Origin of the sequence: Streptomyces hawaiiensis (assembly GCF_004803895.1) — a bacterium.
Lineage (GTDB): Bacteria > Actinomycetota > Actinomycetes > Streptomycetales > Streptomycetaceae > Streptomyces > Streptomyces hawaiiensis.
Map to the genome: position 1 here is coordinate 5277446 of NZ_CP021978.1, position 13314 is coordinate 5290759.

At 74.1% G+C, this 13314-nt stretch carries 14 protein-coding genes; 11 read left to right on the plus strand and 3 right to left on the minus strand.

What is annotated here, in order from left to right; translation table 11 throughout:
* The first annotated feature begins 49 nt into the window (after positions 1 to 49).
* The 6 genes from CEB94_RS24525 to CEB94_RS24550 all read left to right on the plus strand — a co-directional run bounded on the left by CEB94_RS24525 (position 50) and on the right by CEB94_RS24550 (position 6068).
* Complete coding sequence (locus CEB94_RS24525) at positions 50 to 1480, plus strand: NAD(P)H-hydrate dehydratase (RefSeq protein ID WP_175434243.1); 1431 nt, start codon at positions 50 to 52, stop codon at positions 1478 to 1480.
* 308 nt (positions 1481 to 1788) lie between these two features.
* Positions 1789 to 2676: a L,D-transpeptidase gene (locus CEB94_RS24530; RefSeq protein WP_175434244.1), complete on the plus strand. Its 888-nt coding sequence runs from the start codon at positions 1789 to 1791 to the stop codon at positions 2674 to 2676.
* Between the two features lie 38 nt (positions 2677 to 2714).
* Complete coding sequence (gene alr / locus CEB94_RS24535; protein WP_175434245.1) at positions 2715 to 3884, plus strand: alanine racemase; 1170 nt, start codon at positions 2715 to 2717, stop codon at positions 3882 to 3884.
* A gap of 126 nt (positions 3885 to 4010) precedes the next feature.
* Complete coding sequence (locus CEB94_RS24540) at positions 4011 to 5270, plus strand: alpha/beta fold hydrolase (protein WP_175434246.1); 1260 nt, start codon at positions 4011 to 4013, stop codon at positions 5268 to 5270.
* A complete protein-coding gene (gene tsaE, locus CEB94_RS24545; RefSeq protein ID WP_175434247.1) occupies positions 5239 to 5757 on the plus strand; it encodes a tRNA (adenosine(37)-N6)-threonylcarbamoyltransferase complex ATPase subunit type 1 TsaE in 519 nt (172 codons plus the stop codon). The genes CEB94_RS24540 and tsaE overlap by 32 nt, the downstream gene beginning before the upstream one ends.
* A gap of 143 nt (positions 5758 to 5900) precedes the next feature.
* On the plus strand, positions 5901 to 6068 hold the full coding sequence (locus CEB94_RS24550) for a hypothetical protein (protein WP_175434248.1): 168 nt from the start codon (positions 5901 to 5903) through the stop codon (positions 6066 to 6068).
* 40 nt (positions 6069 to 6108) lie between these two features.
* Here CEB94_RS24550 and CEB94_RS24555 read toward each other — a convergent pair whose 3' ends face one another.
* Positions 6109 to 6669, minus strand: coding sequence for a hypothetical protein (locus CEB94_RS24555; RefSeq protein WP_175434249.1), 561 nt, complete (start codon positions 6667 to 6669; stop codon positions 6109 to 6111).
* A 115-nt stretch (positions 6670 to 6784) separates the two neighbouring features.
* Between CEB94_RS24555 and tsaB the strand changes: the two genes are divergently transcribed.
* From tsaB to CEB94_RS24575, 4 genes are read left to right on the plus strand one after another with little or no spacing between them, the layout of a single operon-like run.
* Positions 6785 to 7438 carry a tRNA (adenosine(37)-N6)-threonylcarbamoyltransferase complex dimerization subunit type 1 TsaB gene (gene tsaB / locus CEB94_RS24560; RefSeq protein ID WP_175434250.1) on the plus strand — a complete coding sequence of 218 codons (654 nt, stop codon included), beginning with the start codon at positions 6785 to 6787 and terminating at the stop codon, positions 7436 to 7438.
* Positions 7435 to 7941, plus strand: coding sequence for a ribosomal protein S18-alanine N-acetyltransferase (gene rimI, locus CEB94_RS24565; protein ID WP_381102868.1), 507 nt, complete (start codon positions 7435 to 7437; stop codon positions 7939 to 7941). The genes tsaB and rimI overlap by 4 nt, the downstream gene beginning before the upstream one ends.
* Positions 7934 to 9022, plus strand: coding sequence for a tRNA (adenosine(37)-N6)-threonylcarbamoyltransferase complex transferase subunit TsaD (gene tsaD, locus CEB94_RS24570; RefSeq protein WP_175434251.1), 1089 nt, complete (start codon positions 7934 to 7936; stop codon positions 9020 to 9022). The genes rimI and tsaD overlap by 8 nt, the downstream gene beginning before the upstream one ends.
* Entirely contained in the window at positions 9019 to 9276 is a 258-nt protein-coding gene (locus tag CEB94_RS24575) for a hypothetical protein (protein ID WP_175434252.1), read from the plus strand. Before tsaD ends, CEB94_RS24575 begins: the two co-directional genes overlap by 4 nt.
* Here CEB94_RS24575 and CEB94_RS24580 read toward each other — a convergent pair.
* Together CEB94_RS24580 and CEB94_RS24585 are read right to left on the minus strand one after the other, a co-directional pair.
* The gene (locus tag CEB94_RS24580; protein WP_175434253.1) at positions 9227 to 9757 is read right to left on the minus strand and encodes a hypothetical protein; all 531 of its coding nucleotides are present in this window, start codon (positions 9755 to 9757) and stop codon (positions 9227 to 9229) included. The two genes, CEB94_RS24575 and CEB94_RS24580, sit on opposite strands and share 50 nt — an antisense overlap.
* A 36-nt stretch (positions 9758 to 9793) precedes the next feature.
* Positions 9794 to 12103 (minus strand): beta-xylosidase/alpha-l-arabinosidase, encoded by a 2310-nt coding sequence (locus CEB94_RS24585; RefSeq protein ID WP_175434254.1) that lies wholly within the window; start codon positions 12101 to 12103, stop codon positions 9794 to 9796.
* 137 nt (positions 12104 to 12240) lie between these two features.
* Here CEB94_RS24585 and CEB94_RS24590 point away from each other — a divergent pair, with 137 nt between their 5' ends.
* A complete protein-coding gene (locus CEB94_RS24590; protein WP_175434255.1) occupies positions 12241 to 13305 on the plus strand; it encodes a LacI family DNA-binding transcriptional regulator in 1065 nt (354 codons plus the stop codon).
* Positions 13306 to 13314: the final 9 nt, after the last annotated feature.

The following is a 13314-nucleotide window of genomic DNA, read 5'->3' on the forward strand; positions in this document are numbered from 1 at the left end:
GTGCGTGTGAAGGGGAGTGGCCCGGCGCTCCTACGGGAAACTCGACCGCATGCGTACTGCGTACAGCGTGGAGACGGTCCGGAACGCCGAACGGGAGCTGATGGCGCGGCTGCCGGAGGGGGCGCTGATGCAACGCGCCGCGGCGGGGCTCGCCGCGGCCTGCGCCGACCTGCTGGGGAGGGTGTACGGGAGCAGGGTCGTACTGCTGGTCGGCAGCGGCGACAACGGCGGTGACGCCCTGTACGCCGGGGCCCGGCTGGCCCGGCGCGGGGCCGGGGTCACGGCGGTGCTGCTCGCGCCGGAGCGGGCGCACGCGGCCGGGCTCGCGGCGCTGCGGCGGGCCGGGGGGCGGGTCGCGCGGGCCGGTGAGGGCGAGGCGTCGGCCGAGGGCGCGGACCTTGTCGTCGACGGGATCGTCGGGATCGGCGGGAAGGGCGGGCTGCGGCCGGAGGCGGTGCCGCTGGCCGCTGCCGCCGGGCGGTCGCGGGGGGCCGTCGTCGCCGTCGATCTGCCGAGCGGTGTCGACGCCGACACCGGGGAGGTGCGCGGGGTCGCCGTGCGGGCCGATCTGACCGTGACGTTCGGGACGCACAAGCCCGGGCTTCTGATCGATCCCGCGCGGGAGTACGCCGGGTCGGTGCGGCTGGTCGACATCGGACTGGAGCTGCCGGTCGAGCCGGAGCTGGAGGCGTTGCAGCACCACGATGTGGCTCGGATGCTGCCGGTGCCGCGGGCGGAGAGCGACAAGTACCGGCGGGGCGTGGTCGGGATCGCCGCCGGGTCGGCGCGGTATCCCGGGGCCGCCGTGCTCGCCGTCTCGGGGGCGCTGCGGGGCGGGGCCGGGGCCGTGCGGTACGTCGGGCCGGCCGGGGACGCGGTCATCGCGCGGTTTCCCGAGACGCTCGTGTCGGATCAGGGGCCGAAGCATGCCGGGCGGGTGCAGGCGTGGGTCGTCGGGCCGGGGGCCGGGGACGACGCGGCGACGGTGGGGGAGGTGCTGGCGGCGGACGTGCCGGTGCTGATCGACGCGGACGGGCTGCGGCTGGCGGACGCGGAGGTCGTGCGGGGGCGGCGGGCGCCGACGCTGATGACGCCGCATGCGGGGGAGGCGGCGGCGCTGCTGGGTGTGGAGCGGGGAGAGGTCGAAGGGGGCCGGCTGACCGCGGTGCGGGAGCTGGCGCGGCGGTACGGGGCGACCGTGCTGCTGAAGGGGTCCACGACGCTGGTGGCCGACTCGGGGGGCGGGGCGGTGCGGGTGAATCCGACGGGGACGGGGTGGCTGGCCACGGCCGGGAGCGGGGACGTGCTGTCCGGGCTGGGCGGGTCGTTGCTGGCGGCGGGGCTGTCCGCGGTGGATGCGGGGAGTGTGGGGGCGTATGTGCATGGGCTGGCCGGGCGGTTGGCGGCGGAGGGGGCGCCGGTGGGGGCGCATGACGTGGCCGACGCGGTTCCGGATGCTTGGCGGAATGTTCTGGGGTGAGGGGCGGGGCGGGGCTGATGGCGGGTGCGGTCCGGTGGGGGTTGCTGGGGGAGTGGGTCGCCCCCTCCGCCCCTTCCCGTCCCGAGTCCGGGGGCTGCCGCCCCCGGGCCCCCGCTTCGGCCTGAACGGCCTCGTCCTCGAACGCCGGACGGGCTGATAGGTGGCTGAGCGGTGTCGTCGGGTGCGCCCGTAGGGCTGGTGGGTGGCTGAGCGGTGTCGTCGGGTGCGCCGGTGTGGCTGATGCCTCCGGGTGACCCCCGCCGCGCGGCAACCCGGGGCCGGCCCGTGCCCCGGGCTTGTCTGGGCGCATGAGCCGCAGACGTACCGCCGGGCGGGTCCTCGCCCTTCTGCTCGCCGTTGTCGCCGCCGTGCCCCTGGGTGTCGCCTCCGCCGCTCCCGTGCCGCCGGCTCCCGGGCCCCCGGCCGAGCTGGTGCCCGGGGTCGCGCCGGGGCCCGCGCAGCCCTGGTCGCTCGACACGCCCGACCAGGCTCTGCCGCCCGTGGTGTACACGCCGTCCGCCGAGGAGGAAGCCGTCGAGCCGCGGAGCGCGGTGGCCGGGACGTACGCGCTCGTCGAGTACGTGCCGTTGGGTGAGGCGGTCGCGCGGGTGAGCTGCACCGCCAAGACGGGGCCGTACCAGCGGCAGGTCGAGCGGTGGCTCGGGCTGCGGGCCGACGGGAGGCAGTCGGCGGGCGACTGCCGGGTCATCCGGGCGTTCCAGGTGAAGCAGGGGATCAAGCCGGCCATGGGGTTCGCGGGACCGGTCACGTGGTCGCGGATGCGGTATCTGTCGGCCCGCCGGAATCCGAATGCCGCCGGGAACTGCCCGGTGCGGGCCCACCCCGTGGCGTGTGTGGACCTCAGCCGCCAGCTGATGTGGGTGCAGAAGGGCCGGCAGGTCGTGTTCGGGGCGGTGCCCATCCGCAGCGGGCGGGCCGGGTACCGGACCAGGGCCGGGTGGCACAAGGTCTACTGGCGGCACAAGAACCACTGGTCGACGCTGTACAACACGCCCATGCCGTACTCCCAGTTCTTCAGCGGCGGGCAGGCCTTCCACGGCGTCTACGGCTCCCTCCACACCGCTGTCGGCTCGATGGGCTGCGTCAATCTCACGGTGGGCGACGCGCGGAGGTTGTGGGGCGTGCTCAAGAAGGGTGACCGGGTGTTCGTGTGGGGGCGGCGGCCCGGGACGTAGCCGACCCGCCGCCGGAGCCCTCTGAGACACTGGGCGCGATGAGCGAGAGAACAGCCCCGCGGACCGCGCCCCTGCGGGCCCGTGCCGAGATCGACCTGGCCGCCCTGCGGGCCAATGTGCGGGCCCTGCGTGCCCACGCGCCGGGCGCGGCCGTGATGGCCGTGGTGAAGTCCGAGGCGTACGGCCACGGGGCTGTGCCGTGCGCCCGGGCGGCCGTCGCCGCCGGGGCGAGCTGGCTGGGCACGGCCACGCCCGAGGAGGCCCTCGCCCTGCGGGACGCCGGGCTGCCGGGCCGCATCATGTGCTGGCTGTGGACGCCCGGCGGACCGTGGCGCGAGGCGATCGAGGCCGAGCTGGACGTGTCCGTCAGCGGGATGTGGGCCCTGGAGGAGGTCGTCGAGGCGGCCAGGGGAGCCGACCGGCCCGCCCGCGTGCAGCTCAAGGCCGACACCGGGCTCGGGCGGGGCGGGTGCCAGCCGGGGGACGACTGGGCCGCGCTCGTCCGCGAGGCGCTGCGGGCCGAGGCCGAGGGGCTGCTGCGCGTCACGGGACTGTGGTCGCACTTCGCCTGCGCCGACGAGCCCGGGCACCCCTCCATCGCCGCCCAGCTCGCCGTGTTCCGGGAGATGGTCGGCTACGCCGAGGGGCAGGGCGTGCGGCCCGAGGTCCGGCACATCGCCAACTCGCCGGCCACGCTCACGCTCCCCGAGAGCCACTTCGACCTGGTCCGCACCGGCATCGCCACCTACGGCATCTCGCCCAGCCCCGAGCTCGGCACCCCGGCCGACTTCGGGCTGCGCCCCGTGATGACGCTGTCCGCCTCGCTGGCCCTGGTCAAACACGTCCCCGGCGGGCACGGCGTCAGCTACGGCCACCGGTACGTGACACCCGGCGAGACCACCCTCGGCCTGGTGCCGCTGGGCTACGCCGACGGCATCCCGCGGCACGCCTCCTCGGCCGGGCCGGTCCTGGTCGAGGGCAAGTGGCGCACGATCGCCGGGCGGGTCGCCATGGACCAGTTCGTGGTGGATCTGGGCGGCGACGAGCCCGCGGCGGGGGCCGATGCGGTCCTCTTCGGGCCCGGGGACCGCGGTGAGCCCACCGCGGAGGACTGGGCCCAGGCGGCCGGAACCATCGCCTACGAGATCGTGACCCGGATCGGAACGCGTGTTCCTCGCGTCTATGTGAATGAGGAACAGGACGGGTAACTCGCACAGGGGGACCCGTCACGCGAGGAACGACACACACCCTGACAACAGCGGCACCATCAGGCTCACCGGTTCACCCGACCCGGTGAGTCACCCGATCGGCACCCCGGCGAAGAGGAGCGGTACGTGAGCGAGAGCAGTGCGGAGGTCGTCGCGGACGTCGCCTCCGCGGCCGTCGCGGCCTCCGCCGCGGGGGCGGCGGGGGGCTGGCGCCGGGCGACCGGTCTCGCCGGCGTGGCGATAGGCGTGGTGGCCGCGGGCGCGGCCGCCGGTGTCGCCCTGGAACGGATGACGGTCGGCCGCGGCATGCGCCAGAAGGCCCGGCTCGCCCTGGACTCGGCGGGGCCGTACGGCTCGCTGCGCGGCATGCCCGGCAAGGCGTTCTCGGACGACGGCACGGAGCTGTACTACGAGGTCGACGAGCTCGATCCGGAGGCGGCCCCGGCGGCCATCGGGCCGCGCCGCCGCAGGCTCTTCGGCCGCAAGTCCCCCGCGCCCGTCACGGTCGTCTTCAGCCACGGCTACTGCCTCAGCCAGGACTCCTGGCACTTCCAGCGGGCGGCTCTGCGGGGCGTCGTACGGACCGTGCACTGGGACCAGCGCAGCCACGGCCGGTCCGGGCGGGGTGTGGCGCAGACGCGGGACGACGAGCCGATCACCATCGAGCAGCTGGGCCGGGACCTGAAGGCCGTCATGGACGCGGCCGCCCCCGAGGGGCCGCTCGTGCTCGTGGGGCACTCCATGGGCGGCATGACGGTGATGGCGCTGGCCGACCAGTACCCCGAACTGATCCGGGAGCGGGTCGTCGGGGTCGCCTTCGTGGGGACGTCCTCGGGGCGGCTCGGCGAGGTCAACTACGGCCTGCCCGTCGCCGGGGTCAACGCGGTGCGGCGAGTGCTGCCCGGGGTGCTGAAGGCGCTGGGGCAGCGGGCCGAGCTGGTGGAGAAGGGGCGCCGGGCCACGGCCGACCTGTTCGCCGGGATCATCAAGCGGTACTCGTTCGCGTCCCGGGACGTCGACCCGGCCGTCGCCCGGTTCGCCGAGCGGATGATCGAGAGCACGCCGATCGACGTGGTCGCCGAGTACTACCCGGCGTTCAACGACCACGACAAGACCGAGGCGCTCGTCCACTTCACGGACATGCCGGTGCTCGTCCTGGCCGGGGTGCAGGACCTGGTCACACCGAGTGAGCACAGCGAGGCCATCGCCGATCTGCTTCCCGACGCCGAGCTGGTGCTGGTGCCGGACGCGGGGCACCTGGTGATGCTGGAACACCCGGAAGTGGTCACCGACCGCCTCGCCGACCTGCTCACCCGCACGGGTGCCGTGCCCGCAGGAGCTACCGTGAAGGGCTATGGAAGCACCAGCACCGCACAGCCCGGCTGAGCCCGGATCCGTCCAGATCGTCGTCACGTCCCCCGAGCAGATGCGGGAGCTGGGCCGCCGGCTCGCGAAGCTGCTGCGCGCGGGTGACCTGGTGATGCTCAGCGGGGAGCTCGGCGCGGGCAAGACGACGCTGACCCGCGGCCTGGGCGAGGGGCTCGGCGTGCGCGGAGCCGTCACCTCGCCGACGTTCGTGATCGCCCGGGTGCATCCCCCGCTGGGCGACGGTCCGCCGCTCGTCCATGTCGACGCCTACCGGCTCTCCGGCGGTCTCGACGAGATGGAGGACCTCGATCTCGACGTCTCGCTGCCCGATTCCGTGGTCGTCGTGGAGTGGGGCGAGGGCAAGGTCGAGGAGCTGACGGAGGACCGGCTCCAGGTCCTGATCCACCGGGCCGTGGGCGACACGACCGACGAGGTCCGGCAGATGACGGTCACCGGTGTGGGGGAACGCTGGGCCACGGCGGACCTGAGCGTGCTCGCCGCCTGAGTCCTGATGTGCGCTCATTTGATGAACGTTCCGACAAGACGTCGGCAAGATGTTGCGTTCGGCGTCTCGTGCGTGGTCACATGGTATCCAGTTCGTAGTTAGGTCTACCTAACTTCGTTGCCCCGGCCCTTCGGGAGGCGTCCATGTCGGCTACAGAGAGCAAGGGGCAGCCGCAGCGGTTCGCGGTCGCCGGGGTGTCCATGCGCGACCTGCTGGCGGCCGGTGAGGCGGCGGCGCTGATCTCCACGCCCCCGCGCCCTCCCGAGCCGGAGTTCTCCGAGCGGACCCGCGCACACCGCGAAGCGGCCTGAGGCCCGTCGTTCGGATCAGGCGAGACCTTGCGGACACGGCCTAGCGGACGACCACGACCTTGCGGCCGATCGTCGCGAACGTCCACATCGCGTCGCCGTCCGCGCGGGACTCGCGGATGCCGCCCGTGCGGATCTTCGGGTCGGGGGCGGGGGCGGTCGAACCGGCCACGGCCGCGCTGAAGCCGATGACCACGCCGTCCACCGAGGCGAAGCGCACCACGTGCTCGACCGGGACGCCGTCGGAGCCGGTGACCGCGTTCGAGCGGGACGTCACCGAGTAGCTGCCCGGGGCCGGGTCCACCGCGCTCGGGTCCACCTCGAACGTGCGGCTGACCGCCTCGTCCGCGGCGACCAGCCACACCCGGTCGCCGCGCAGCGAGTACACGACCCGGGCGCCCTTGCCGGAGCCGCCGGGCAGTGCGGTGGGGTCCTTCCTGACCTGGGGCGCCTTCGACGTACCGGCCGCCGGTGCGGCGCCCGCGTGTGCCGCTCTGCCCAGGCCGGCCGGGAGGGTCTGGGCCGCCTGGTGGGCGAGGTAGCCGACCGTCGCGAGGGCCGCGGCGGTGAGCCCGGCCACGATTCCCGAGCTGCTAGCTGCCACCGTTCGTCCCACCTCACGTCGTACATCCCTGTCGTGACGGTAGGTGACGGTAGCAGCAGGTGACGACCCGACAGGCGCGACCGACACGGGCCCCGGGGAGCCGTAGGCTGTTTGCGTGCTCTTGCTCGCTCTGGATACCGCCACGCCCGCCGTCACCGTCGCGCTGCACGACGGACGCGATGTCATCGCCTCGTCGAGTCAGGTGGACGCGCGGCGGCACGGGGAACTGCTGCTGCCGGCGATCGACCGGATGCTCGCCGAGGCCGGTCTGCGGCTCGACGCCGTCACCGGGGTCGTCGCCGGGATCGGTCCGGGACCGTACACCGGGCTGCGCGTCGGTCTGATGACCGCGGAGACCTTCGGGCTCGCGCTCGGCGTCCCCGTGCACGGCGTGTGCACGCTGGACGGCCTCGCCTACGCCACCGACCTGCAGGGCCCGTTCGTCGTCGCGACCGACGCCCGCCGCAAGGAGGTGTACTGGGCCCGCTACACCGACTCCCGCACCCGGGTCACCGACCCGGCCGTGGACCGGCCCGCCGACATCGCCGGGCAGGTCGAGGGTCTGCCCGCGGTCGGCGCGGGCGCGCTGCTGTACCCGGAGACCTTCCCCAAGGCGCATGAGCCGGAGCACGTGTCCGCCGCCGCCCTCGCCCGGCTGGCCGCGGAGAAGCTGGCGGCCGGAGAGGAACTCCCCGCGCCCCGGCCGCTGTACCTGCGCCGCCCCGACGCCCAGGTCCCCAAGAACTACAAGGTGGTCACCCCCAAGTGACCGAACCCGTGACGTGCGCGCTGCGCGAGATGCGCTGGTGGGACATCGACGCCGTGCTGGAGCTGGAGCGAAGCCTGTTCCCCGAGGACGCCTGGTCCCGGGGCATGTTCTGGTCCGAGCTGGCCCATGCGCGGGGACCCGAGGCCAACCGGCGGTACGTGGTCGCCGAGGCCGCCTCCCGGATCGTCGGGTACGCCGGTCTGGTCGCCAACGGTGAGCAGGCCGACGTCCAGACCATCGCCGTGTCCCGCGACCTGTGGGGCACCGGCCTCGGCGGACGGCTGCTGGCCGAACTGCTGCGGACGGCCACCACCTTCGAGTGCGCCGAGGTGATGCTCGAGTGCCGGGTCGACAACGTCCGCGCGCAGAAGCTGTACGAGCGCTTCGGCTTCGAGCCCATCGGTTTCCGGCGCGGCTACTACCAGCCGGGGAACGTGGACGCCCTGGTGATGCGCCTGACCGCCCCCGAGAACTCCGTACAAGGAACCGAGATCAATGGCTGACGAACCCCTCGTACTGGGAATCGAGACCTCCTGCGACGAGACGGGCGTCGGCATCGTGCGGGGCACCACCCTGCTGGCCGACGCCGTCGCCTCCAGCGTCGACGAGCACGCCCGCTTCGGCGGTGTCGTCCCGGAGGTCGCGAGCCGCGCCCACCTGGAGGCGATGGTCCCCACCATCGACCGCGCGTTGAAGGAGGCGGGCGTCAGCGCCCGCGACCTCGACGGCATCGCCGTCACCGCCGGTCCCGGTCTCGCCGGTGCCCTGCTGGTCGGCGTCTCCGCGGCGAAGGCCTACGCGTACGCGCTCGGCAAGCCCCTCTACGGCGTCAACCACCTCGCCTCGCACATCTGCGTGGACCAGCTGGAGCACGGCGCGCTGCCCGAGCCGACGATGGCCCTGCTGGTCTCCGGCGGCCACTCCTCGCTGCTGCTGTCCTCGGACATCACCTCCGACGTCCGCCCGATGGGCGCCACCATCGACGACGCGGCCGGTGAGGCCTTCGACAAGATCGCCCGCGTGCTGAACCTCGGCTTCCCGGGCGGCCCGGTCATCGACCGGTACGCGAAGGAGGGCGACCCGAACGCGATCGCCTTCCCCCGCGGCCTGACCGGCCCGCGCGACCCGGCCTACGACTTCTCCTTCTCCGGGCTGAAGACCGCCGTGGCGCGCTGGATCGAGGCCAAGCGGGCGGCGGGGGAGGAGGTGCCGGTGCGGGACGTGGCGGCCTCCTTCCAGGAGGCGGTCGTGGACGTGCTGACCCGCAAGGCCGTCCGGGCCTGCAAGGACGAGGGCGTCGACCACCTGATGATCGGCGGTGGCGTGGCCGCCAACTCCCGGCTGCGCGTCCTCGCCCAGGAGCGCTGCGAGTCCGCCGGGATCCGGCTGCGCGTGCCGCGGCCCAAGCTGTGCACGGACAACGGCGCGATGGTCGCCGCCCTCGGCGCCGAGATGGTCGCACGGAACCGGGCGGCGTCGTCCTGGGACCTGTCGGCCGACTCGTCCCTGCCGGTGACCGAGCCGCACGTCCCGGGCAACCACGACCATGTGCACGAGGTCAGCAAGGAGAACCTCTACTCGTGACGGTCGCGTTGATGTGGGAGGCCCGGGCGTCCGACGGGCGGGGCGAGGAGCTGCTGGCCTGGGCGCGCGCCCAGGAGTTCCCCCGTGAGCCGCTGCGCCGGGAGACCTTGCGCGCTCCCGGCGACCGGGTCCTCGTCATCACCTGGTGGGACGCCCCCTACGACGCCGAGCTGCCCGAACTGCCGGAGCCGGACGGGGAACTGCTCACGCGGGCTGTGCACCGGTGGCGGTTCGAGTCGGTGGGCGACGGCTGACCGAGAGCTCCCAGGGCCTGCTCGCGACGCGTCCCCGCCACAGCAGCACGCCGTGTCCGCGCTCCCAGTGGGCGGCGGTCGCGGCCTGGCCCAGCCAGTCGAGAGCCGACCACAGGGGCAGCACGGCCGCCCACGGTTCCCACAGGGACAGGGGCACCGTGAACAGCAGGTACAGCACGAAGAGCCGCGGGCTGAACGGCTGGTCGCGCAGGAAGCGCTCGGCGGGCAGGGTCGGGCCGGTGTCCTCGACGGGTACCGCCTTCTCGAAGTCCCGTATCTCGCCGAGCCACTTGAGCCTGGTCGCCTTCAGCAGCGTCCACAGCAGCAGGAACGCGAGCACGCCTGCGACGTAGAGGCCGAGCCGGCCGGGTTCGGACGGCGCGGAGAAGCCGCGGACCAGGCCCACGGTCGTCAGGGCGACGGCTGTGGCGGCCAGGACCGACACGACGGCCCGCAGTTCGTGGTGCACCAGCCTGTCCATGCGTCCCCCGCGTCCCCCGAGCGCCCGTACGGAGTCTCACCCCGCCCCCGACACCTCCGTCTCGCACCGCAGCCGTCGGTCGGTTCCGGCCTCGCGGACCGGGCCCGTGAGCGTGAGGTGCGCCGTGTGGCGTACGTCCGTGCTGGACGCCGCCAACCGTAGTTCCAGGGCGCCCGGTTCGACCACCCTGCGGCCGGAACGGTCGGTGAACGCCGAAAGGTCCGTGTGGAAACGGAATGTGACCCGGGCCGCCTCGCCCGGGGCCAGCTCCACCCGCTGGTAGCCGATCAGCCGGACGTCGGGGCGGGTCACCGAGGCCACCGGGTCGTGCAGGTACAGCTGCACGACCTCCGCACCCTCGCGCTCGCCCGTGTTGCGGACGGTCACCGACACGTCGTAGGAGCCGTCCGTGCCGAGCTCGGCCGGTTCGGTCGCGGTGCAGTCCTCCCAGGCGAACGCCGTGTACGAGCGGCCGTGGCCGAAGGCGTACAGCGGGGTCGGGTCGAGGTTGCTGACCTCGCCCGCCAGGCCCAGGGGCGGCTGGAGGTAGGTCCATGGCTGCCCGCCGGGGACCTGGGGGACGCTCACGGGCAGGCGGCCCGAGGGGTTCACGCGGCCCGACAGGACGCCCGCGACCGCCGGTCCGCCCTCCTCGCCCGGGAAGAACGCCTGGACGGCCGCGCCGAGGCGGCCGTGCCAGCGGCCCAGGGCATAGGGGCGGCCGGTCAGGAGCACCAGTACCACGGGGACGCCCGTGGCGACCAGCGCGTCCAGCAGCTCGCCCTGGGCGCCCGGCAGGCCCAGGTCCGTCACGTCGCAGCCCTCGCCCGAGGTGCCGCGGCCGAACAGGCCCGCCCGGTCGCCGAGGACCGCCACGCACACGTCCGCCTCGGCGGTGCGGGCGATGGCCTCCTCGAAGCCGGCGGTGTCCGGGTCCGTCACGTCGCAGCCCTGCGCGAACGTCACCTTGGCGTCGGGGAGTTCGGTGCGCAGGGCGTCCAGCACGGTCGGGATCTCGATGCCGGCCGGCACCTCGGGGTGGTGGGTGAGGACGTGGGAGGGGAAGGAGTAGCAGCCCAGCATGGCCAGGGCGTCGGCCGCCCGGGGCCCGACCACCGCGATCCGGGTGTCGGGGGCCAGCGGGAGCAGGCCGTCGGGGTTGTCGAGCAGGACCACCGACTCCTCGGCCAGGCGGCGGGCCAGGATGCGGTTGCCCGTGGAGTCCAGGTTGATCGCGGTGGCCGGCTCGGGGGTCCAGTCCTCGTCGAGCAGGCCCAGGTCGCACTTCTGGAGCAGGACGTGGCGGGCCGCCCGGTCCACGAGCTCCTCGGGGACCTCGCCCGAGCGGACCGCCTCCAGCAGCGGCCGGCCGTAGCACTTGACGGTGGGGAGTTCGACGTCGATGCCGGCGGTGAGGGCCGCGTGGGCCGCCCCGGCGGGGGTGCCGGCGACGCGGTGGAGGGTCTGGAGGAAGCCGATGCCGAAGTAGTCGGCGACGACCGTGCCGGTGAAGCCCCACTCCTCGCGCAGGAGACGGGTCAGCAGTCCGGGGTCCGCGGAGGCCGGGACACCGTCCGTCTCGGTGTAGGCGGCCATAACGGAGCGGGCGCCGCCCTCGCGCAGGGCCATCTCGAAGGGCGGGAGGGTGACGTCGGCGAACTCGCGGACGCCGGCCCGGACCGGGGCGAGGTTGCGCGCGCCGACCGAGGAGGCGTACCCGGCGAAGTGCTTGAGCGTGGCGATGACACCGGCCGACTCCAGGCCCCGCACATACGCCGTGCCGACCGTGCCGACCAGATACGGGTCCTCGCCGATCGTCTCCTCCACCCGGCCCCAGCGCGGATCGCGTACGACGTCCAGCACGGGCGCGAGGCCCTGGTGGACGCCGGCCGAGCGCAGGTCGTCGCCGATGCGGCGGGCCATCTCCTCGACCAGCGGCGGATCCCAGGTCGCGCCCCAGGCGAGCGGGACCGGGTAGGCCGTGGCCTGCCAGGCGGTGAAGCCGGCCAGGCACTCCTCGTGCGCGATCGCCGGGATGCCGAAGCGGCCGGCCCCGGCGATCCGCCGCTGGGCGCGCGCCAGGGCCCGCGCGCCGAGCGCCGGGTCCACGGGGGCGGTGCCGAAGGAGCGGGTGAGCTGGCCCAGGCCGTGGGTGATCAGCTCGTCCCAGTCGTACTCGACGGTCATGTCGTGCTGGTGCGGAGCGACTCCGCCGCCGTCCGTCGCGGCGCCCACCCACACGCCGTAGAGCTGGGCGGTCTTCTCCTCCAGGGTCATCCGGGAGAGCAGGTCGTCGACGCGGGCGGCGGCGGGCAGCGCGGGGTCACGCCAGGGCACGGTGGTCATGAAGCTCCTGTCGGGTGGACGGACGGCCCTCTCACGAACGTTCTGTCGAATGTTTCGTTACAAACGTCGAATGTTCCGGGAACCTATGGCGGTGCGAGGACTTCGTCAAGGGGGCCCGCAGGGTTACGATCGCCGCCATGACATCCCCGGAGCCCGTTGAAAGCCGGACGCAGACCCGGACGCAGGGGCGCACCGCGCAGACCGCGACCCTCGCCGAGATCGCCCGTGAGGCGGGCGTCTCGGCACCGACTGTTTCGAAGGTCCTGAACGGCCGGGCCGACGTCGCCCCGGCCACCCGGTCCCGCGTGGAGGACCTGCTGCGCGCCCACGGCTACCGGCGCCGCCGTGCCGAGGCGACCCGTTCGCCCCTGATCGACCTGGTCTTCCACGAGCTGGAGAGCGCCTGGGCGATGGAGGTCATCCGAGGCGTGGAGAACGTGGCCCGGGACGCCGGGCTGAGCGTGGTGCTGTCGGAGAGCGCGGGGCGGCTCACCCCCGGGCGGACCTGGGCCGACCAGGTCGCCGCGCGCCGGCCGCACGGGGTGATCCTGGTGCTGTCCGGGCTGGACGAGTCGCAACGGGCGCTGCTGACCAGCCGCGCCATCCCGTTCGTGGTGATGGACCCGGCCGGCGACCCCGGCGCCGACGTGCCGTCGATCGGTGCGACCAACTGGCAGGGCGGTCTCGCGGCCACCCGGCATCTGGTCGAGCTGGGGCACCGCAGGATCGGCGCGATCAGCGGGCCCTCGCAGATGATGTGCAGCCGGGCCCGGATCGACGGCTACCGGGCCGCCCTGGAGACGGCCGGGCTGCCCGTGGACCCCGCGCTGATCGCGACCGGCGACTTCCACCACGAGGCCGGATACCGGCGGGGCCTGGAACTGCTGCGCCGCCCGGACCGGCCGACCGCCGTCTTCGCCGGCAACGACCTCCAGGCGCTCGGGCTCTACGAAGCCGCGCGTGAGCTGGGGCTGCGCATCCCCGAGGACCTGAGCGTGGTCGGGTTCGACGATCTGCCGGTGGCGCCCTGGGTGGGGCCGCCGCTGACGACCGTACGGCAGCCGCTCACCGAGATGGCCGAGGCGGCGGCCAAGCTGGTCCTCGACCTCGGGCGGGACGGGGGGACTCCGGCGGCGACCCGGGTGGAGCTGGCGACGAGCCTGGTGGTGCGCAGCAGCACGGCGGGACCGGCCGACGGGTAGGTGCTGTAT

Coding starts and splice junctions, on each gene's coding strand:
- CEB94_RS24530 (WP_175434244.1), top strand. CDS start 1,789: ATGAGCCGCAGACGTACCGCCGGGCGGGTCCTCGCCCTTCTGCTCGCC.
- CEB94_RS24585 (WP_175434254.1), bottom strand. CDS start 12,103: ATGACCACCGTGCCCTGGCGTGACCCCGCGCTGCCCGCCGCCGCCCGC.
- CEB94_RS24525 (WP_175434243.1), top strand. CDS start 50: ATGCGTACTGCGTACAGCGTGGAGACGGTCCGGAACGCCGAACGGGAG.
- tsaD (WP_175434251.1), top strand. CDS start 7,934: ATGGCTGACGAACCCCTCGTACTGGGAATCGAGACCTCCTGCGACGAG.
- CEB94_RS24590 (WP_175434255.1), top strand. CDS start 12,241: ATGACATCCCCGGAGCCCGTTGAAAGCCGGACGCAGACCCGGACGCAG.
- alr (WP_175434245.1), top strand. CDS start 2,715: ATGAGCGAGAGAACAGCCCCGCGGACCGCGCCCCTGCGGGCCCGTGCC.
- CEB94_RS24580 (WP_175434253.1), bottom strand. CDS start 9,757: ATGGACAGGCTGGTGCACCACGAACTGCGGGCCGTCGTGTCGGTCCTG.
- CEB94_RS24550 (WP_175434248.1), top strand. CDS start 5,901: ATGTCGGCTACAGAGAGCAAGGGGCAGCCGCAGCGGTTCGCGGTCGCC.
- tsaE (WP_175434247.1), top strand. CDS start 5,239: ATGGAAGCACCAGCACCGCACAGCCCGGCTGAGCCCGGATCCGTCCAG.